An 18,936-nucleotide genomic window follows, 5' to 3' on the forward strand; every position below is an offset into this window, starting at 1 on the left:
CCGGCCGGGAACGCCCGGTGTGCGGGAAGTCCGCTGGTCGTGCCCGTCGCACCGGTCGGACGGGGTCGGCCCCGGACGGCCGCCGCACGCCGTGCCGAAAAGCTAACCGGGGGGCCGGGGGGATGGGAAATAGATCGCCCCGACCATCCATTCGCCGGGTGCATGAATGGCGTTCCATGGCGCCGGTGCATGAATGATGCGCGGGCCGCATGAATGGCGGGGCGTGCTGACTAGGATCGGCGTGAGCGAACGATCGGGCGGCGCCAGACACCGGGGACGGGCTTTGAGGAATCGATTCAGTGTCGGAATCGTGGGGGTGGGCCCCCGCGGACTCATTCTGCTGGAGCGCCTGTGCGCCAATGCGGCGGCCGACCCCGACTGCGGCCCGGTGACGGTGCACGCGATCGACCCGACCCCGCCCGGGGCGGGCCGGGTCTGGCGGACGGACCAGTCCCCGCAGCTGCTGATGAACACGGTCGCGGAGCAGATCACCGTGTTCACCGATGCGAGCGTGGTCTGCGCGGGACCGGTGGTGCCCGGCCCCAACCTGTACGAGTGGGCGCGGGCGCTCGCCGGGGCGAGACCGGACGCCCCCAGACCGGACGACCTCGGTGGGGCCGACGGGCACGCCGACTGCGGCGGGGACGACTTCGGCCCGGCCGACTGCGGCCCGGCCGACTGCGGCCGGGACGACTGCGGCCGGGACGACGCGTACCCGGACGACATCCTCCGCGAGGCGGGCGCGTTGGGCCCGAACTCGTACCCCACCCGGCCCTTCTACGGCCACTACCTGCGCTGGGCCTTCCGCCGCGCGGTGCGGACCGCGCCGCCGCACGTGACGGTGCGCGTCCACCGGGACAGCGCCGTCGCACTGGAGGACTTCGGCGAGCAGCAGCTGTTGCGCCTCGCCGGCGGCGACCGGATCCTGCTCGACGCCGTCGTCCTCGCCCAGGGTCATCTGCCCACCGCCCCCGGCCGCACCCCCGCAGCCTCCGCAGCGACCGGCCGCGGTCCTGCAGCCCCCGCAGCGACCGGCCCTGCAACGATCGGCCCGGCAACGACCCACGCCACCCCGGCCCCGGCTCCGACCCCGGCCGGCGGCCGACACCTGCCGCCGGGCAACCCGGCGGAGGTCGACACCGAGGCGATGGCCCCGGGCGAACCGGTGGCCGTGCGCGGCCTCGGGCTCGCCTTCTTCGACTACCTGACCCTGCTCACCCAGGGGCGCGGCGGCGTGTTCGAGCAGCGCGCCGACGGGCGCCTCGACTACCGCCCGTCCGGCCGGGAACCGCGGCTCTACGCGGGCTCCCGCCGCGGCCTCCCGTACCGGGCGCGCGGCGAGAACCAGAAGGAGCTGGGCGAACGGCACCGACCGCTGCTGCTCACCGGGCCGACCATCCGCGCGCTGCGCGAGCGCGCCGCCGCCCGCGGCGACGTGCGGTTCCGCCGGGACGTCTGGCCGCTGATCGCGCGCGAGGTCGAGATCGTCTACTACCGGACGCTGCTGAGCGGCCGCGACGCCCCGGCCGAGGCGGTGAACGGCTTCCTGCGGGCCTGCCTGTACTCGCCGGCGCACCTGCCGCTGCCGGAGCCGCTGCTGCGGCGGCACGGCATCACCGCCGACACGCAGTGGAACTGGCGGCTGGTCGAGACCCCGTACGACGAACAGGCGCTGCGTGGGCGGCGGGAGTTCGGCCGGTGGCTGGCCGAGCACCTGGACCGCGACGCCGCCGCGGCCCGGGGCGGCAACGTCGACGACCCGGTCAAGGCGGCCCTCGACGCGCTGCGCGACCTGCGCAACGAGATCCGCCAGGTCGTCGACCACGCCGGGATCACCGGCCGCTCCTACCGGGAGGAACTGACCGGCTGGTTCTCGCCGTTCAACGCCGGCCTGTCGATCGGCCCGCCCGGGCGCCGGATCGCGGAGCTGGCCGCGCTGGTCCGCGCCGGCGTGGTGACCCCGCTGGGCCCCGGGATGCGGGTGGCGCCGGCACCGCGCCACGACGGGTTCCTGGTCTCCTCGGCCACGGTGCCGGGGCCGGCGATCGCGGTCACCACCCTCATCGAGGCGCGCATCCAGGACCCGGACGTGCGCACCACCGCGGACCGGCTGCTGCGGGGGCTCCTGGAGACCGGCCAGGCGGCGCCGTACCGGATCCCCGACCCGGACGGCGGCCACCACGAGACCGGGGCGCTCGCGGTGACCGAGCGGCCGAGCCGCCTCGTGGACGCGCGCGGCCGCGTGCACCCGCGGCGGTACGCCCTCGGCGTCCCCACCGAGGGGGTGCACTGGGCCACCGCCGCCGGGGTCCGGCCCGGCGTCGACTCCGTGACGCTCGGGGACGCGGACGCGGTCGCCCGGGCCCTGCTGGACAGCGCCGCACGCCACCGCGCCGACCGGATGGAGGCGTTGGCCCGGTGAGCACCCTCGTCCGGACCGTACGGGCTGCACGGCCCGCACGGCCCGCACGGCCCGACCCGGCGGGCCCCGGCGCGTCGGGACTGTCCACGGCCCTGGGGGTGGCGGCGGTCACCGTCCTCACCTCGCTGCCGGTCTTCCTCCCCGGCGCCGCGAACGGCCTGATCTGCGCGGAGCTGGGCTGGAGCACGACGCGGACCGGCGCCGTCCTCGCCGTCTACTGGCTGGCCTCCCTGACGGGTGCCTTCGTCAGCAGGCGCTCCGAACTCCCCGCCGGAGTGGAACGGACCCTGGCGGTCGCCCTCGGCGCCACCTGCGTCGGGCTGCTCTGCGCGGCCGGCGCACCGGTCGCCGGCCTCTGGATCAGCTCGGCGCTCGGCGGCTTCGCCTACGGGTACACCCAGCCGCACACCAACGCCCTCCTGATGCGCCGGTGCGCCCCCCGGCTGCGGGCCTTCGCGTTCGGCCTCAAGCAGGCCGCGGTGCCGGCGGCGACCCTGCTCGCCAGCGCGGCGATGCCGCTGCTCGCCGACCCGGTCGGCTGGCGCGGCGTCCTCGCCGCCACCGCGGTCCCGTGCGGCCTCGGCGCCGCTCTGGTGGTACGGCGCAGTGCCGCGGACGGGCGGCGACCGGCGGCCGCGGGCGGCGGTGCGCCGCTGCCGGCCGACGTCCACCTGATCGCCCTCAGCTGCGCCGGATTCTTCGGCGCGATGGTCGGCAACGGGCTGGGCGGCTTCCTGGTGCTGGCACTGACCACCCGGGGCGCCTCGCTGTCGGTCGCCGGAGCGGTGGCGACCGCCGGCGCCGCACTGAACATCGCCGTCCGGCTCGCCGCGGGCTGGCTGGTCGGCCGCCTGCCCCGGCTCGCCTGGCCGGCCCTCGTCGGCCTGTTCGCGACCGGGGCGGTGGGGGCCGTGCTGCTGACCCACCGGGGGACGGCGCCGACCGTCCTCGGCGCCCTGCTCGCGTACGGCGGCGGCTGGGGCTGGGCGGGCCTGCTGCACTACGTCATCGGTCTGCCGTACCCCGGACGGGAGCAACGGGCCACGGCCTGCAGCCAGATGGGAGTCTCGCTCGGGGCCGCGGCCGGGCCGCTGCTGTGCGGTGTGCTGTTCGGCCTGCGCCCGGACGCCCTCTGGTGGGCCCTGGCGGCGGCGGCCGCCGCCGGCGCGGTCTGTGTCCTCGCCGCCGCGGTGGCCGGTCGGGCACCGCGGCAGCCGCACGCCGTCCCGCCGCCGCCCGGGCAGACCTGACTCGGGGTCAGTCCTGGCCGGGGTGGACCCGGAGGTCGGCCAGGACCCGTCGGACCCCCTCGACCGCCCGCTGGAACGCCTCGGGCTGCTGCCAGGCCCGTGCCAGGACGTACCCGCCCTGCACCGTCGCCATGATCAGTGCGGCGATCGCCACGGGATCGGTGCCGGGCCGCAGTTCCCCCGTGCGCACCCCCTCGGCGAGGACCGCCGTCAGCCGCTCGTCGAGCCAGTCGAAGAACTCGGCCAGCGGCGCGCGCAGCCGATCGTCCGTCACGACGTCGTAGTCCTGGGTCAGACGCCCCAGCCGGCAGCCCGCCAGCGGGTCACGCTCCAGATCGAGGAACGCGTCGATGCGGGCGACGGCCCCGCCTTCGCCGCCCAGCGCCCCCTCGGCCCGGGCCCGGAGCTCCTCGCTCATCTGCGTCATGGCCTCCACCGCCAGCTCCGCCTTGCCGGAGAAGTGGTGGTACATGCTGCCCTGCCCCGCGTGCGCCCGCTCCAGGACCTTGGCCGGGCTGGTGCCGGTGTACCCGCGCTCCCACAACAGCTCCGCCGCAGCCCGGGTCAGCGCCTCTTTCTTGCTCATGCGCCGAGTGTACCTACCACTCGTTACAGTCGTCCGCCGACGAGGGACGGCACGCCGATCCTGCGGCATCGCCCGTCCCGCCCGTCGCCGTCGCCGTTCCCGCCCCGACCTGCCGCCGACCCCGCCCCGTCCCGGTGCCCGTCCCCGGCTACCGGCGGAGGCCCTCCTCCGGGGTGTAGGTGATGCCGTGCGGCCCGCTGGTGCACCGGCCGGTCGCGGGGTCGAGGAGGGCGGTGAAGCGGTGGCGCAGGGCGGGGCGGTCGGGTGGTGTGGGCCAGGTGCTGGGGCGCGGGACGCCGTGGCGCTCCGACACCCAGGTCACCGGGATGGACAGGGTGTTGAGGAGGAAGTCCTGCTGCTGCCTCCGGCGCTCGCCGCTGTCGCCCGGGTGGTAGCGGGTGTCCGCGAACAGCGTGCCGGCCCGGTCGTAGGTGAGCGCCCCGTCGGGCTGTCGGTAGAGGGCGAGGAAGTCGATCGACGGTGTGCCGAGACGGGAGAGGGCGGCGATGCCCGGGGCGCCGATGTCCCGGCCGCCGCCGTGGGCCCTGCCCGACGCGAGGTCGGGGGCGGTGGCGGGGGTCCGGCCCCGCCGGCCGTACGGGCGGAGCGGGCGGGCGGTCGTCTCGCCGTACTCGTCGTCGAGCGCGGCCCGCCAGTGCTCCCCGGTGCGGGTGAGGAGCCGTCCGAGCGCGCCGGGTCGCGGGTCGGCGGGGCCGTGGTCGGCGGGGCCGTAGACCTCCTGGACGAGGTCGCCGTGCTCGCGGGCGTCCAGGGCGAACCGGCCCGCCCCGCCGCCCCGCCGGTCGAGCGCGTGCCAGGTCGCGGCCAGCGTGTACGGCGCGTAGACGGTGCCGTCGGGGTTTCCGTACGGCCTCCCGCCGGCCGGGTCCGGCGGGTCGACGACGGGCAGCCCGGCATCGTCGGGCTGCCACAGCACGGTGAGGGCGGGCTCGCGGAACCAGGGGGGCCGGGCGGTGTCGCGGTGCCGGTGGAGGCGTCCGGCGCGCTGGATGAGCAGGTCGATCGGGGCGAGGTCGGTGAGGAGCCGGTCGAAGTCGACGTCGAGGGACTGTTCGATGATCTGGGTGGCGATGACGAGGAGTCGGCGGGGGCGTTTCGGGTTGGGCCCGCCGCCGTCCGGGCCGGGGCCGAGGGCGTCGACCAGCCGGGTTTCGAGGGGGAGGCGGTCGCGGCCCATCAGCCGGCCGTGCAGCAGGACGATCTCGTCCGCCTGCCACCCGTTCCGCCGTCCCAGATCGCTTGCGGTGCGGTGCAGTTCGACCGCGGAGGCGACCCGGTTGCGGACCACCGCGGTGACGCCTCCGTCCGCGGTCTCGCGCAGCAGCCGGGTGGCGAGGCCGGTCGGTCCGGGCAGCGGCCGGAGGCGGACGTCCGTAGCGACGCGACGGGACGGTCCGGCGGTCACGGTGTGGTCCTCACCGGCGTGGCGTACGGTGCCGCGCTGGTCGACGACGGTGACGGGGCCGGCGCCCCCGGGATCGCGGAGGACGGTGCGGTGCCCGGTGCACCAGGCGCGGACGAGCGCCTCCCGCACCGCCGTGGGGAGCGTCGCGGAGAGGACCACCACCGACGCCCCGGCGTCCGCGAGCCATTCGACCGCCGCGCCCAGCATGCCCTGCTGGAAGAGCTGGTACGCGTGGGCCTCGTCGATGACGACCGTCTTTCCGGCGAGCCCGAGCAGGCGCAGCATCCAGTAGCGGTTGCGCTGCGGGGTGAGGACGACCTGGTCCACGGTGCCGACCCCGAACGTCGAGACCAGGCCGAGGCAACTGCGCAGGTACCAGGGGTTGAGGACGACCTGGTCGGGCTCGCCGCCGCCGGGCGTGCCGCCACCCGATCTGCCGCCGCCGGGCCTGCCGGGCTCACCGGAACCGCCCCCGCCGGAACCGCCCCCGCCGGGCTCGCCGCTGTCGTCCGAGGCCGCGGCGACGGCGTCGGACAGCGAGCGCAGGGCGTTCTGCTGCCGGGTGGCCGAGGCGTCGATCAGCCGGTGGACCAGCTCGGTGGCCCCGGCGGCGGCGTGGACGACGGCGAGGTTGCCGGTGGTGGCGCCGTCGGTCGAGCGCCCGATGAACTTCTCAAGCTCGCCCGCCGCCTGGTTGGTGGCGGCCCGGGTCGGCAGGGCCATGAACAGGCCCTGGTGGCCGCAGGTCCGGGCGAGGTGGTGGGCGACGGCGAACGCCAGCCGGGTCTTGCCGGAGCCGGTGCCGGACTCGATGACGACCAGCGCCGGGCCGTCGGCGGGCAGGGCGGCGAGGGCGGCGCGCTGGAACGGCCGGGGTGCGGTGCCGGGGAACAGTTCGGCCCAGCCCCGGGGTTGCGGACGCCATCGGTCGAGCGCCACGGCGGAGACCGCGTCCCGGGCCTGGCGCAGGGACGCCGCCCACCAGTCGGCCGCCGGGGTGTCGAGCCGTCGGTAGGTGAAGTGGTCCTCGTCGGAGGCGATCCAGTCGGCCAGGATGACGAGGCCGGTGAACAGCGGTAGCACGGAGGGGCGTTCGGGCCTGACGAGGGCCGGCAGCGCCGTGAGGTCGACGCCGACGAGTCCGGCCGCCTCCGTGACGAGGCCGCGGTGGACGGGCTCCCACGCCTGCGTCGGGGCGGCACCGGCGGCCCGCTCGACGGTGTCCGCGTCGGGGATGTGGCCGTGGTGGCCGCCCAGCAGCAGGGCGACGGCGTGCAGGCCGGGGAACTCCTCCCCGCCCCCTCCGCAGCGCTCGCAGCCGCAGCCGAGGATCCGCGGCAGGTGTGCCGCCGTGATGTGCTCGTGCCGGGCGTCGACCTGTCCGTCGGGGTGGGCGTCGTACGGGAGTCGGGCTGCGGCCGCCCGGGCCCGCCAGGCGTCCGCCTCGCGGCCCCTGAGCAGCGGATCGTCGTATCGGCCCGTGCCGAAGGAGCGCAGGAAGCAGCCGGAGGCCTTGCCCAGGTCGTGCAGGCCGGCCAGCAGCATCACCGTGCGGCGCGCGGTCTCCTCCTCGCCGGCCCCGAACGCCTCCGCGAGCCGCAGCCGCACCCCGGGCGTGAGGTAGCGGTCCCACAGCTGCCCTGCGCACGCGGCCGTGTCGAGGACGTGTGCCGTCAGCGGGTTCCACGCCGGACCGCCGGTGCCGCGGGATCGGCGCCGCCGGTCGGTCTTGCCCCAAATCGTATGGTGAGCGGGCGTGTTGGGAAACTGACGGTCTGTCAAGACCCACCTCCAGGGCCTGCTAGTGTCGTGCCGCGACGACGGGCCCAACGGAGTATGTGGGGCCGGTGACGTCGCCCGTGCGCCGCTTCGCCGGTGCGGTGCGACCTCGCGGAGGGGAGGAGCGGACATGCCATGGGATCCACGCCACCAAGCATGCATCCCGGTACTGACAATCCACGGCGGCCCGGTCCGGCCGGGCCCCGCGGGCGGGGGAGAGCAGCCGCCGGCCACCCCGGCGGACGAGGGCGAGTCGGCCCGGCCGGGGCTCGCCAAGGTCTCCGTCGTCCGGGCGCTGCGGGACGCCGACCGGATCGCCACCGTGTACGGGAGCACACCGGGAGAGACCGTCGCACTGCTCGAATGGCTGCTCGGCGTGCTGTACGCCGCCGGGTGCCACCCGGAGTCGCACGGCGAGTGGTCGGCCTGGGTGGAGGAGCGCCGGCCGCTCACCGATGCCGCGGACTGGCTCGCCGACCACCCGGGCGTGTGGGACCTGTTCGACGCCGAGCGCCCGCTGGGCCAGAACGCCGCCCTGCTGCGGCACGTGGACGAGTTCGGCGTCGGGCCGGCCCAACTGGTGATCGAACACGCCGGTGACTACAACCAGCACTTCGACCACCGCCACCTCCACCACCCCGAGCCGCTCCCGGCCGATGTCGCCTGGCGCGCCATGCTGACCCAGCACGCCTTCGGCCAGGGCCGCCGGGCCCGGATCCCCGCCAAGGAGATGGGCCTGCCCGCTCCGTTCACCAACCTCTCCACCTGCCGCCTGGGTTCGCGCATCCGGGTCCTCGCGCTCGGCCCCACCCTCGGCGACACGCTGCGGCTCAACCTCGCCCCCTGGGACGGTGACGATCCGGGTACCTTCAACCTGACCTGGGGCGACCGTTCCTGCCGCCGGTCGTTCGACCGCACCGGCGCCCACGAGGTCCGCCGTCCCGACGGCCCCGCCGACCTCCACACGGTCCTCGGCCGCTCGGTCGCCCTGCGCGCCGCGGCCCTGCCGAACGGCGAGCCGGGAGTCGACCGGGTCCTCGTGGGCCCGGGGGAGACGCTCGTCGAACTGCCCGACGTCTACCGCCAGGACGAGGTCATGGTCCTGCGGGCGGGCAAGCCGGTGACGCTCAAGCCGCAGGCCTCCCGGGAGCTGTGGCGCGAGTCGCACGCGCTGTACGCCGCCGTCGCCGAACGCGTCAAGGGCAACGACCTGTACGGGCGCCTCGCCATGCTGCGCAGCGCCCGCCCGGAGCTGTGGGCGGTCGGCCTGCTGGCCGACAAGGGCAACCCGATCGCCTGGGTGGACGACCGCTTCCCGTTCGTCCCCGGCCGCGAGGCCGGCCTCCGGCAGGCCTCCGAGCAGGGCTCGGCGGTCGCCGAGTACGCGGCGGCCGCACTCCGCGCCGCCGCCGCGACCGCCTGCGAGCACGTCTACCCGAACGCCAAACCCACCGACCGCTCCGCCCAGTCGGCCCGCTTCGACGGCGAGCCCGAGCTGTGGGCGGGGGCCGGCACGGAGTTCCACGCCATGCTCGACGCCGTCGCCGACGGCCACCCGGTCGGGCCCGCGCTGGACCGCTTCGGGGCCGCGATCAGGGCGCTCGCCACGGACGCCCTGAAGGCCAGGCTCGACAGCCTCCGCCTGGCCGGCCGCGAGCTGAAGGCGCACACGATGGCCCTGAAGCGCCTCCAGGACGTCCTGGACCACCCCGACGCGCCGAACCCGCTGAAGGAGACCGCCGCGTGACCGACTCCGTGACCGACTCCGTGACCGACTCCGTGACCGACCCCGTGACCGGCTCCGTGACCGGCTCCGCGCCACCGCCCGAAGGCCCACCCGCAGGCCCGCCCGGAGGCCCGCCCGGAGGCCCGCCCGCCGGGACGGAGGGTCCCGCCGAGCCGTCCGTCCGGCAGTCGGCCCCTGCGGACCCGGCCCCGGGGAAACAGCTCACTTCCTGGCTCTGCGGCCTCGTCCGCGCCCGGCAGACCGGGCAGTTGGCCGACCTCCGCCGCCCGGCCGCCGTGACGCGGGCCCGCCTTGACGCCGCGGAGTTCGCGCCCTCCGAGGAGACCAGGCCGGTCTTCGAGCACGTCGCCTTCCTGTTCGCCCGCTACCACGCCGGGCGGCTGGATCCGTCCCCGGGCGCGGGCGACATCGGGGCCGCGCTCCGGCGGATCGGCTCGGGAGAGGGCCGGGGCCCGGCCAACCCGGGCGCGGTACGGCTGCTGGACCGCGTCGTGGCCTCCCGCAGGGTCCCGTGGCGCCACCTCCAGCACGTGATCGAGCGCGCCCGGTCCTGCGACACCGTCCCTCCCTCCTGGGCGGTCCTCGCCGAGGACCTCGCCGGATGGTCCGGCCGGGGGCGGCCGGTCCAGTACCGGTGGGCTCGCTCCTTCTACACCCCGACCTTCACACCGGACACCCGGACCCTCGTACCCGGGTCGCGCGGGACCGAAGCCGACCCGATCGGAGACAGCAAGTGACCAGCCCTGCAAGGCCCATGCCCACGGAGGCCGCTTCCGTGGACGGCGCGGCCCCCGGCTCCACCGCGGCCCCCTCCAGCGCCCCGCAGTACCTCTCCCTGCACCTCCTGGAGACCATGGTCGCTGTGCTGCCGGTGCGCGACGAGAACGGCATGCCCAAGGCGATCAGCCTCGGCGGCGACCTCCGTACGATGATCACCTCGCAGGCCCGTCGACGCGCGGAGCGCACCTACTCCCGCAACCGTGCCAACACCGGGGACGGGCCCCTCGCCGGTCACACGATGGGCCTGCGGACCCGCGAGTGGGCGAAGATCACCGCCGCCGCGCTGGAGGCCGGAGGGTGGGAGCCGGGGACGGCACTCGCCACCGCCAAGGCCGTCCTGAGCGGCATCGGGCTGAAGTTCGGGGACAAGCCCAACACCGCCGACCTCACCAAGGTGCTGCTGTTCGCCCCCGAGAACGCCGGGAAGGTCCTCGCCGACCGGCTCCTCGAACACCGCGCGGACGTCGCCGTATGGGCCGACGCCTACCTGGCGGCGCAGGACGCCGCGGCGGAACGGAAGGCGAAGGCCGCCGCCAAGCGCCGCGCCCAGGCCAAGGACCGCAAGGAGGGGCGGGCGCCCGCCGACGAACCCAGGGAGACCGGCGGCGAGACCGCCGACGAGAAGCTGCCCGGCCTGCCGAAGGAACTGCGGTCCGCCGTCCTCACCGCCCTGGCCCCCGGTGACGCGATCGACATCGCCCTCTACGGACGCTTCCTCGCCGAGATCGCCGACTCGCCCAACGTCGACGGCGCCGTCCAGACCGCGCACGCCTTCACCGTCCAACCCGCCGAGCACATCGACGACTTCTACTCGGCCGCCGACGACGCCAAGCTCGACCGCAGGAACCGCTCGCGCGCCAACGCCCTGGACCACCTGGACGCCGCCGAGGACTCAGGCGCCGGCATGACCGGATACCAGTCGCTGATCTCCGGCACCTTCTACCGCCACGCCGTCCTGGACCGCCACAAGCTGCGCGCCAACCTGAAGGCGGCGGGCATGACGGCCGAGCGGATCGAGGCCGCGGCGGCCGCGGCCGAGCTGGAGGTGGTCGACGCCTTCGTCAACTCCCAGCCGCGGGCCAAGACCAACACCACCGCCTCGACCGGCTCCCTGCCGAAGCTCGTGATGGCCTTCGACGGCAAGCGCCCGTTCAACTACGGCCTGGCGTTCGAGAACGCCGTCTTCGAGGAGACGGACGGCCCGGCCTCCCTGGCGGCCACCCGCCGCCTCCTCGCCCAGCACGCCCTCGTCCTGCGCAAGCGCGACGACATCAGCCCGGCCCGTCTCCTCACCTACGACCTCGCGGTCGAGCGGCTGCTCGGCGAGGAGACGGCGAACGACCGGCTGCCCGGCGTCGAGGTCGACACCGTCGAGGAGCTGACCCGCCGGTGACGGAGTCCGTCCTCCTCGTACGGCTCGCCGCGCCCCTCCAGTCCTGGGGGAGCGGCTCGCACTTCGACCGGCGCGACACCCGGCTGCACCCCACCAAGTCGGGGTGCGTCGGGATGGCCGCCGCCGCCCTCGGCCTCGACCGCACCGACGACATCGGCCGGCTCGCCGCCCTGCGGTTCGGCGTCCGCGCGGACCGGCCCGGCACACCCGTCCACGACTACCAGGTCGTCGGCGGCGGACCGATGCCGCTCCGGCCGCGCGACCTGATCACGGACCACCGGCGCGCCGAGGCCGCCGCCGCACGCCTCGACGACGAGCGCGGTCCGAGCTTCGGCCGGGCCGCCGGCACCGCGCTCGCCGCCTGGTACGGCGCGCCGAAGGAGATCGCGCCGGACGAGCGGACCGGTGCCCTCACCGCCGGGAACCTCCGCCGCGACCCGATGCAGACCCACCGCTGGTACCTGGCGGACGCCGCCTTCGTCGTGGCCTTCGAGAGCCCGGACCGCGGCCTGCTGGAGCGGATCGCCGACGCGCTGGAGCAGCCGAGGAGGCTGCTCTGGCTCGGGCGGAAGTCCTGCCCGCCGTCCGGCACCATCGCCGGCGGGGTGCACCCGGGCACGCTGGAGACGGTCCTGCCGTCCACCGCCCTGCTGCCCAACGCCACCACGCGGACGCCGTGGCTCTGGCGCGAGGTCCCGCCGGGCACCCGCGGCGCGAGCCGGACCACCGACCAGCCCGTCACCTTCGCCCCCGAACACCGCATGCACGCGGCCCGCTGGGAGACCCGCACCCGCCTCACGCCCGACCCGGAACCCACCATCCGCTGGGAGGACCTGATCCCGTGACGGCCCGACTGATCACCTGCCACAGCATCATCGCCCTGGACACCCGGCACCCCGTCGCCGCCCGCAGCCTCCTCGACGCCCAGGACATGCACCGCCTGGTGATGAGCGGCTTCCGCGGCTGGGTGGAGGACGGCGACCCGGACCCCCGGGCACAGATGGGCATCCTGTCGACGTGGACCGTCGACCTCAGGACCGACACCCTGCTCCTGGTCGTCCAGTCCAAGGTCGCCCCGGACTGGTCGCTCGTCCCCCGGGACGCGCTCACCCGCAGGATCGAGACCATCAGCGTCGACCAACCCCTGCGCAAGGGCGACCGGTTCACCTTCCGCACCGTCCTGAGCGCCCTGACCGCCCGCCCGGACCGCCCGACCGCGACGGGGCGCTCCCGCAAGCTCCCGGCGACCAGCCCGGACCAGGTCCGCACCTGGCTGATGAAGCGGTCGCAGCCGACCGTGGAGGACCAGGGCACGCCGCCGGACAGCGGTGTGCGGTTCATCGGAGCCGAGATCGACCGGCGCTCGCTCGCGATCCGCATGCTGCCGCCGGTGACGAGCCGCCACCACGCCGGCCTGAAGATCACCCGCGCCGAGGTACGGGGACACCTCACGGTGTGCGACCCCGAGGCCCTCCACCGCACCCTGACCGACGGCCTCGGCTCCGGCCGGGCGTACGGCTGCGGACTGGTTCTGGTGCGCGACGGGCAGGGGTAGCATCACCCTGCCCCGCCCCGCGCGAGGATGACCCCGGAGTATGCGACACCGATGCTCCCTGCCCGGCCACCGCCGGGACCGTGCCGTGCGGCGTACGGCTCGACGCGGCCCGTGGCCGGCCCTGCGGTGCTCCCACGGTTGTCGGCCCCGCAGATGCGGGGATGGCTCCACGATGGACGCCGTCCGCGGCATGCTCGTCGAGTCCGCCCCGCGGATGCGGGGAGCACACAGCGTCGCGGCTGATGCCGGGCCGGAGGCGGAGACGCGGTACCCGCCCGGCCCGGGGAAGTCGGGCCGGGCGGGCCCGGCGGTGTCAGTGCGACCAGTAGGGGTCGTCGACCGTCGCGCACTCCGCCTTGCTGGACTCCGGTGGTCCCTGCGCGAATCCGCCTGATCCGTCGGACTCGGTGGAGTCGGCGACATCGACCACGGAGACATGCAGCTCGGCACAGCCGGCCGCGCCCATCAGGAACTGGAGGTGTTGCCGCGAATCCTTCACCTCCAGCAGCCGTTGCTCACGTCGAACCGTGTACCCCTTTGCGGTCCAGAGTCTCTGTACCTCGTCGAGCTGCTCGTTCTGCTTCCCCGGCCCGATCCGGACCCGGCCCCATTGCTCGGCCAGCAGTTCCGCTCGGCCGGTCTTCTTGCATCCCTGGGTACCGCAGAACCCAGTGGTGTCGGCCAGGCTGTAGTACCTTGCTTCGGTCCACTGGAGCCCCGGGTGGAAGGCCCCCGCGACATCGGTGAGTTCGGCCGCGATCCGGTGCTGCGCCTGCTCGACCGGCACCTTGGGTTCCTCGGGCTCCGGCCAGGCGTACCAGCCGACCAGGAGCGCCAGCAGTACCCCTGGCACGGTCACGCGCCATATCGCGGCCCTCACCTCGGATCCTCCCGCGTGATCGTGTTCCCGTGGCCGCTCACGATCTTCCCGATGTTGGGGAGCGAGTCGCCGCCCTTGGCGTGCTTCCCGAAGTAGTTGTCGTGGGAGTCGGTCACCGACCCGTCCGCCACCGAGAAGCGCTGCCCGCCGAAGCTCTGGCTCGCCGGGTCCGTGCCGTGCCACGACCCGTCGGGGTTCGTGAACGCCTCGACCGCAGCCCACCCGCCGAGGAGCATCCCGGGGGAGGGTGCGGCTGCGACGGGGTCGTACTTGGCCGTGCCGACGTACACGTGATCCGCACCGATCCCGAGCTGCGTCGCCTTGTCCACCCCGACACCCGGGCTGCCGACCAGGACGATGTCGTCGACGGGCAGGCCCCCGGGCTGCTGGGTCGCTTTCCCGACCACCAGGGAGCCGTAGCTGTGCCCCTGCGCGGTCATGTGTGCCGGTGCCCCCTCGTGGGTGGCCCGGAGTCCGGTGAGGAACTTGTTGTACGCGGCCCCGCCCTCTTCCGCCCGGTCCTGGAAGAGAACCGAGGAGCCGGTGCCCTCCAGCTGCGGGGCGTCGTACCCCAACCAGAACACGGACGCGATGCTCGGGGGCACGTCACCGTTGGCCGTCGCAGCGGTCGTGGCCGACTGGTAGATGCGCTTCGCCGTGGAGGCGTCGCCCGCTCCGGCGCCTGCCAGGGTGCTGTTCAGCCCGGGCACGAGCGACGAGACGTTCCGGGCCTTGTCCGGGTCACCCCAGGACAGGATCGCGCGGCCCTGCCCCTGATCTCCGATGCCCAGCAACAGCAGCGGCGGGTCGGAGTTCGGCCCGCCACCGTCGTCGAACTTTCCGTCGATCCGCTTCTGAATGCTCTGGAAGCCGTCGAGGCTTGTCCGCAGGGCGTCGCGTTTGCGCTTCCACGCCGTGTAGTCGGGGTTCTCGACCGGCCCGCCGTTGGTCTCGGCAACGCTCAGCATCTTCGGCGGCTCGGGGCCGAGGTTGGCGAGTTGCGTGTTGCGGTCCTGGATCAGGTTCGCCAGGTTGGTCCGGTTGGCTTGGTGGCGGACGGCGGCGGGGATGCCGTCGAGGTTGCCGACCTGGTCCGGGTGGTTGAGGACCATCCGCTGCTGCTGAGCGTCGGTCAGGCCGTTCCACCAGGCCTTGACGCTGTTCGGGTCGGTGCCGGCGGCGGGGACCTGCTGGAGCGCGTTGGCGGCGTCCGTGTCGGCCTGCACGGTGGCGGAGTCCAGACCGGTGCCGTTGCTCGCGTTGGTGGCCAGGTGGCCGAGCCGCGCGCTGATGGTCTGGTCGGCGTGGTCGGCCTCGTTGAGTGCGGCGGTGATCCGCGCTTGGATCTGCTTGGCCTGGCTCTCGGCGTCGGTGCCGGCGAAGTTCGCGGAGTTCGGGTCGTTGTCCCAGGTGATCCCGCCGTCGGCGGCGACGGTCAGCTTGTGGGTCTTGGCGTCGTCGAGGGCGCTGATCAGGTGGGCCTGGGCCGCCGCGATGCCCTCGGCAGCGTCGGCGAGGGCCTTGCTGATGAGGTCCAACTCGGTGTGTGCGGACTGCAGTTCGGTGCCCAGGAAGCGGATCCGGGCCTGCGCGTGGTCGGACGCGGTGCCGGTCCAGTGCGAGTTGGCCAGCCGGTCGGCGACCTCGTGCTGCCAGGATTCGATGTGCCGGCCGAAGGCCGAGTAGAGCGCGTCGAACGCGTTCTTCGCGATGGTGATGTTGATGACGTTGGCGTCGTACAGCGTCTTGATGTCCACCGGGCTACTCCGTCGCCGGCGCAGCCGGATCGATCTTGAACTGCAAGCCGGCGTCAGGATCTGTCATGCATGCCCCCCATGCGTTCGGGCCGGCCCACCCGCCGGCCCGTGTGTTCGAAAACAACGTCGAATGCTAACGGATTCGATACGAAGGACGATCGACTGACGCGCGGGGGAGCGTCGCGACTCGGGGCGATGTGCAGGGCGCCTGCTCGACCGTGTCCGCCTGGTGGGTCGGTCGTCTCCGAAATCGGACTCGGTGGTCACGGGGTAGGCAGGGGAAGCTGACAACGTACACAGAAATCCGTCGGGGTCGCGGGGCTGATCCCCTCGTGATCGTGGCTGACGCCCGCCGCAGTGCCCGGCCATTGCCGGTACGTGCCCGTACGGTCTTGACCCGTCACGGCGCAGCGCGCAGTCTGGAGATACAACGTAAATGTGGCATGTAAATCTTGCCCCGACGTGTACAGCCTCAGCTCATGGGAGGTTTCCATGACTGCCGAAGCGAACAGCGATCCGACCAAGGCCCACACCGAGTCCGAGGACCTCGGCTGGACGATCAACATCCCCGGGCACCCGCCGCGTGCCGACTCTGCGGAGTACCGGGTCGCGCGGGCCGCGATGCACCGGCTGACCGACACGCTCGACAGGCCCTTCTACGGCGCCGAGCCGGTGGAGGACCACCACGGCGGCGGCCTGTGGCTCAAGGACTCCGACGGCTGGTACCTGGTCCGCAACCTGGTCGGGATCGAGTGGTCCGCGCAGTTCTGTGCCGACCCCGCCAAGGTCGACCTGCTGCGGCAGAACGCGAAGCGGCTGTACGCGCTCTGTCCGGAGGCGGTGGAGGAGCTCGGCATCAGGGAGCTGCTCGACACCCCGATCACGGATGCCGCCGGGGTGCAGCGGTGGACCGACTCGATCTGCAACGCCAGCGTGCCGCTCCCCCACGAGGTGCACTCCGCGGCGCTGCCGCAGGGCGGCGGCGTGCACCACTACCCGAGCCCGGTGACCGAGATCGTCTTCTTCAAACGGGACGACTTCGAGTTGTGGGTCGTCGACGCGGTCGGCCAGGCCGTCGCGGTGGCCCCGGTGGCGAAGCGCGGTTCCGGTGACGGGCGGGTGCAAGTGCTCTTCGCGGCGCAGGAGTCCGCGCTGCACCCCGAGCTGGAGCGGGCGCGCGCCAACGGGGACGTGCTGCTGCTGGGAGCGGACCATCCGATGGCCCTGACGGCCTTCGCGCAGCAGTACGGCCGGCCGGCCCCGGGTGCGGCGGTCCCGGGTGCGGCGGCGTCGCCCCGGGCGGCCGCGTAGAGCCATGGAAACGGCACACGGCCGCGGACCGGGCGCCGGACCGGGCGCCGTCGAGGCCGTGGTCGAGCTGCGGGCCGGCGGCGGGGCGCGGCTCGACGCCCTGCGGGACTGGTGCGCCGGGCGCGGGATCTCGGTCCTGCCGATGGCGGCCGGTGCGCTGGTCACCGGCCCAGCGGCGCGGTTCCGGGAGGCGTTCGGGCACGGTCCGGTCGACTCCTCGGGTGCGGAGGCGCTGCCCGTCCCGGACGAACTCCGGGAGGCCGTGCGGTCCGTCACCGTGCTGCCGGTGCCCGAACCCCATTCCCCCATTCCCCCGACGACCGACGACTGACGACTGACGACCGACGACCGACGACGGTTCTCCCGGGTGCCGAGGCCCGGTTCATCCACTGAGGAGACATGATGCTTCCCAAGACAACGCAGAACGGGCAACTTCCTCCCGACCTGGTGTTCGGCTACGTGTCGGCGCGGTCGGAGGGCGGGACGCCGATGACCGAGGCGGTCGACCTGACCTCGGCCGCACCCTTCCGGTCCAGTGAGTCCATCCGCGCCCGGGCCAGGGAACGGGCGGAGGAAGCCGGGCTCACGGTCACCGCCGAGAGCCGGCTGGGCTTCACGGTCTACGGATCGCCGGCGGCCTACGAGCAGTTGACCGGCGGCCGGGTCACCTCGTACGAGGCCCTCCAGCACGTGTCGATCGGGCGTCGCCGCTACGTGACGCACCTCGACCTGGAGGGTCCGGGCCAGCCGGAGGCCCGGGGAGTGGGGGCCGCGCCGGACGCCGACGACATCGAGGCCGTGGTGCTCGAACAGCCGCGTTCCTGCTACCGGTTGTCGCCGAGCCCGCAGCCACCGAACGTGACCAAGTTCCACCTGCGGCTCCCCGGCGACGTGGCCATGCTGCTCGGCGCCACCGCTGCGCACGGACAGGGCGCGGTGGGCGCGGGCGTGGACGTCGCCATGGTCGACACCGGGCACTACCGGCACCCCTTCTTCACCCTCCAGGGCTACGACGTCGATCCCGTCGTCACCGTGGTGCCGGGGACCAGCCCCGCCAAGGACCCGATCGGACACGGGACGGGGGAGTCGGCCAACATCTTCGCCGTGGCCCCCGGTGCCAAGTTGAAGTTCTTCCGGGCCAGCGACGCCAGTGGCAACCTGACCAGCGCCGTGGCCGGCTTCCTCAAGGCGAAGGCCGCGCACCCGAAGGTGCTCACCAACTCCTGGGGCGGCGACCTCGACTTCCCGCCGTTGTCCGCGCAGCCGCCCGCGGCGTCCCGGGTCTGGATCCTGGAGATCAAGGACGCGGTGGAGAAGGGCATCGTGGTGGTGTTCTCGGCCGGCAACGGCCACTTCTCGGTCGAGCCGCAGGTCCCCGGGGTCATCGCGGCCGGCGGCGTGTTCGTCGACCGCGGTCTCGGCATCCAGGCGTCCGACTACGCGAGCGGGTACGCCAGCCCCTGGTTCCCCGGTGAGGTCGTCCCCACGGTCTGCGGGCTGGTGGGGATGCTGCCGCGGGCCCAGTACCTGATGCTCCCCGTGCAGCCGGGCTGCGAGCTCGACGTCGAGCAGAGCCAGGCGAGTGACGGGCAGATGCCGGACACCCCCGACGGCACGGCCGTCGACGACGCCTGGGCGCTCTTCTCGGGCACCTCGGCGGCCGCCCCGCAGATCGCCGGCGCCGCCGCCGTCCTGCTCGGCCAGAACGGCCGGCCGAACATGACGGTCGAGCAGGTGACGGAGGCGCTCGTGAAGACCGCCACCGACGTGACCGCCGGCCACAACCACCCCCGGTTCAACAATCCGGCCGGTCCGGGCCCGGACAAGGCCACCGGGCCGGGACTCGCCAACGTGAGCGCGGCCCTGGCGTTCGCGAAGGCCAACTTCTGAGAAGGGTCGCTTCTGAGAAGGCCAACTTCTGAGAAGGGCGGCTTCCGGGAAGGACGGCTTCCGCCCTGACGTGCACGAGTGGTTCCGGAGCACGGAGAGGCCCGCGCAGCTCCCGGCGCGGGCCTCGGCCCTTCGGACCCGCCCCGCCCCCGCCCCGCCC

Annotated in this window: 14 protein-coding genes; 10 read left to right on the forward strand and 4 right to left on the reverse strand. The window is 74.2% G+C overall.

Annotated elements, in window-relative coordinates; genetic code table 11:
* The first annotated feature begins 310 nt into the window (after nucleotides 1-310).
* Together ACIRST_RS04105 and ACIRST_RS04110 are read left to right on the forward strand one after the other, a co-directional pair.
* Nucleotides 311-2,422 carry an FAD/NAD(P)-binding protein gene (locus tag ACIRST_RS04105; protein WP_402799845.1) on the forward strand — a complete coding sequence of 704 codons (2,112 nt, stop codon included), beginning with the start codon at nucleotides 311-313 and terminating at the stop codon, nucleotides 2,420-2,422.
* Nucleotides 2,419-3,672 carry an MFS transporter gene (locus ACIRST_RS04110; RefSeq protein ID WP_402799848.1) on the forward strand — a complete coding sequence of 418 codons (1,254 nt, stop codon included), beginning with the start codon at nucleotides 2,419-2,421 and terminating at the stop codon, nucleotides 3,670-3,672. The genes ACIRST_RS04105 and ACIRST_RS04110 overlap by 4 nt, the downstream gene beginning before the upstream one ends.
* Nucleotides 3,673-3,679: 7 nt before the next feature.
* Here ACIRST_RS04110 and ACIRST_RS04115 read toward each other — a convergent pair whose 3' ends face one another.
* On the reverse strand, nucleotides 3,680-4,258 hold the full coding sequence (locus tag ACIRST_RS04115) for a TetR family transcriptional regulator C-terminal domain-containing protein (protein ID WP_402799851.1): 579 nt from the start codon (nucleotides 4,256-4,258) through the stop codon (nucleotides 3,680-3,682).
* 148 nt (nucleotides 4,259-4,406) lie between these two features.
* Nucleotides 4,407-7,466 (reverse strand): CRISPR-associated helicase Cas3', encoded by a 3,060-nt coding sequence (gene cas3 / locus ACIRST_RS04120; protein WP_402799854.1) that lies wholly within the window; start codon nucleotides 7,464-7,466, stop codon nucleotides 4,407-4,409.
* A gap of 127 nt (nucleotides 7,467-7,593) precedes the next feature.
* On the opposite strand from cas3, the gene ACIRST_RS04125 reads away from it, so the two are divergent.
* The 5 genes from ACIRST_RS04125 to ACIRST_RS04145 are packed head-to-tail and all read left to right on the forward strand — an operon-like array spanning nucleotide 7,594 to nucleotide 12,938.
* Nucleotides 7,594-9,210 (forward strand): type I-E CRISPR-associated protein Cse1/CasA, encoded by a 1,617-nt coding sequence (locus ACIRST_RS04125; RefSeq protein WP_402799857.1) that lies wholly within the window; start codon nucleotides 7,594-7,596, stop codon nucleotides 9,208-9,210.
* A complete protein-coding gene (gene casB, locus ACIRST_RS04130) occupies nucleotides 9,207-9,947 on the forward strand; it encodes a type I-E CRISPR-associated protein Cse2/CasB (RefSeq protein ID WP_402799860.1) in 741 nt (246 codons plus the stop codon). Before ACIRST_RS04125 ends, casB begins: the two co-directional genes overlap by 4 nt.
* A 38-nt stretch (nucleotides 9,948-9,985) precedes the next feature.
* A complete protein-coding gene (locus ACIRST_RS04135) occupies nucleotides 9,986-11,383 on the forward strand; it encodes a type I-E CRISPR-associated protein Cas7/Cse4/CasC (RefSeq protein ID WP_402799863.1) in 1,398 nt (465 codons plus the stop codon).
* Nucleotides 11,380-12,228 (forward strand): type I-E CRISPR-associated protein Cas5/CasD, encoded by an 849-nt coding sequence (gene cas5e, locus ACIRST_RS04140; RefSeq protein ID WP_350524012.1) that lies wholly within the window; start codon nucleotides 11,380-11,382, stop codon nucleotides 12,226-12,228. Before ACIRST_RS04135 ends, cas5e begins: the two co-directional genes overlap by 4 nt.
* A complete protein-coding gene (locus ACIRST_RS04145) occupies nucleotides 12,225-12,938 on the forward strand; it encodes a type I-E CRISPR-associated protein Cas6/Cse3/CasE (protein ID WP_402799867.1) in 714 nt (237 codons plus the stop codon). The genes cas5e and ACIRST_RS04145 overlap by 4 nt, the downstream gene beginning before the upstream one ends.
* A 313-nt stretch (nucleotides 12,939-13,251) precedes the next feature.
* On the opposite strand, the gene ACIRST_RS04150 is transcribed toward ACIRST_RS04145, so the two are convergent.
* On the reverse strand, nucleotides 13,252-13,797 hold the full coding sequence (locus ACIRST_RS04150) for a hypothetical protein (protein ID WP_402799870.1): 546 nt from the start codon (nucleotides 13,795-13,797) through the stop codon (nucleotides 13,252-13,254).
* Between the two features lie 17 nt (nucleotides 13,798-13,814).
* A complete protein-coding gene (locus tag ACIRST_RS04155) occupies nucleotides 13,815-15,575 on the reverse strand; it encodes an alpha/beta hydrolase (protein ID WP_402799873.1) in 1,761 nt (586 codons plus the stop codon).
* 492 nt (nucleotides 15,576-16,067) lie between these two features.
* Between ACIRST_RS04155 and ACIRST_RS04160 the strand changes: the two genes are divergently transcribed.
* The 3 genes from ACIRST_RS04160 to ACIRST_RS04170 all read left to right on the forward strand — a co-directional run bounded on the left by ACIRST_RS04160 (nucleotide 16,068) and on the right by ACIRST_RS04170 (nucleotide 18,776).
* A complete protein-coding gene (locus tag ACIRST_RS04160) occupies nucleotides 16,068-16,886 on the forward strand; it encodes a DUF6424 family protein (RefSeq protein ID WP_402799876.1) in 819 nt (272 codons plus the stop codon).
* Nucleotides 16,887-16,890: 4 nt separating this feature from the next.
* On the forward strand, nucleotides 16,891-17,217 hold the full coding sequence (locus ACIRST_RS04165; RefSeq protein ID WP_402799879.1) for a hypothetical protein: 327 nt from the start codon (nucleotides 16,891-16,893) through the stop codon (nucleotides 17,215-17,217).
* A gap of 71 nt (nucleotides 17,218-17,288) precedes the next feature.
* Nucleotides 17,289-18,776 carry a S8 family serine peptidase gene (locus ACIRST_RS04170; protein ID WP_402799882.1) on the forward strand — a complete coding sequence of 496 codons (1,488 nt, stop codon included), beginning with the start codon at nucleotides 17,289-17,291 and terminating at the stop codon, nucleotides 18,774-18,776.
* Nucleotides 18,777-18,936: the final 160 nt, after the last annotated feature.

The organism is Kitasatospora sp. NPDC101447, assembly GCF_044767225.1.
GTDB lineage: Bacteria > Actinomycetota > Actinomycetes > Streptomycetales > Streptomycetaceae > Kitasatospora.

Excerpts from the sequence above, each read along its gene's own strand:
- ACIRST_RS04115 (WP_402799851.1), bottom strand. The coding sequence starts at position 4,258 with ATGAGCAAGAAAGAGGCGCTGACCCGGGCTGCGGCGGAGCTGTTGTGG.
- ACIRST_RS04125 (WP_402799857.1), top strand. The coding sequence starts at position 7,594 with ATGCCATGGGATCCACGCCACCAAGCATGCATCCCGGTACTGACAATC.
- ACIRST_RS04160 (WP_402799876.1), top strand. The coding sequence starts at position 16,068 with ATGACTGCCGAAGCGAACAGCGATCCGACCAAGGCCCACACCGAGTCC.
- ACIRST_RS04165 (WP_402799879.1), top strand. The coding sequence starts at position 16,891 with ATGGAAACGGCACACGGCCGCGGACCGGGCGCCGGACCGGGCGCCGTC.
- ACIRST_RS04170 (WP_402799882.1), top strand. The coding sequence starts at position 17,289 with ATGCTTCCCAAGACAACGCAGAACGGGCAACTTCCTCCCGACCTGGTG.